Source organism: Pantoea sp. SIMBA_079 (assembly GCF_046940275.1).
Classification (GTDB): domain Bacteria; phylum Pseudomonadota; class Gammaproteobacteria; order Enterobacterales; family Enterobacteriaceae; genus Pantoea; species Pantoea borealis.
In genome coordinates this window covers 1-325 of the sequence record NZ_JAWRYR010000113.1, presented here as the reverse complement: position 1 = coordinate 325, position 325 = coordinate 1, and the positions used below count along the sequence as shown (strand labels likewise).

General features: G+C 61.5%; 2 protein-coding genes. One reads left to right on the top strand and one right to left on the bottom strand.

Translation table 11 applies throughout. The annotated features are described in order from the left end of the window. On the bottom strand, window positions 1–186 hold a 186-nt coding region (locus tag SB719_RS19345), incomplete at its 3' end, for an HNH endonuclease signature motif containing protein (RefSeq protein ID WP_412159629.1). On the opposite strand from SB719_RS19345, the gene SB719_RS19340 reads away from it, so the two are divergent. Next, window positions 103–325: hypothetical protein (locus tag SB719_RS19340; RefSeq protein ID WP_412159630.1), on the top strand; the 223-nt coding region annotated here is incomplete at its 3' end. The two genes, SB719_RS19345 and SB719_RS19340, sit on opposite strands and share 84 nt — an antisense overlap.

Genomic DNA, 325 nt, shown 5'->3' with positions numbered 1-325 from the left:
TGCGAAGGCGGTCTTCGCCAGAGCCTTCCTGAGCCTCGTCGCTTCCTTGCCGCGAGTGTTCACCGCGTGACAGTTCGGACATAGCGTAATCATGTTGCCTGGATGATCGTCTCCACCAAGCGCGAGGTCTTTGATGTGATCAACCTCAAGAATCGGCTCCCCACTCCGGGAGAGCTGACTCGGCATACCCGTGCAAAATGGACTTTCACATCGGCCCGCGGAACGCAAAACGACGGCACGACGCGCGGTCGTGCTCCTCTGAAAATCCCGGCCACCGGGGCGCTCACGGCGAACAGCTGGGAGTGCCGGTCCGACGCGGTTGCAC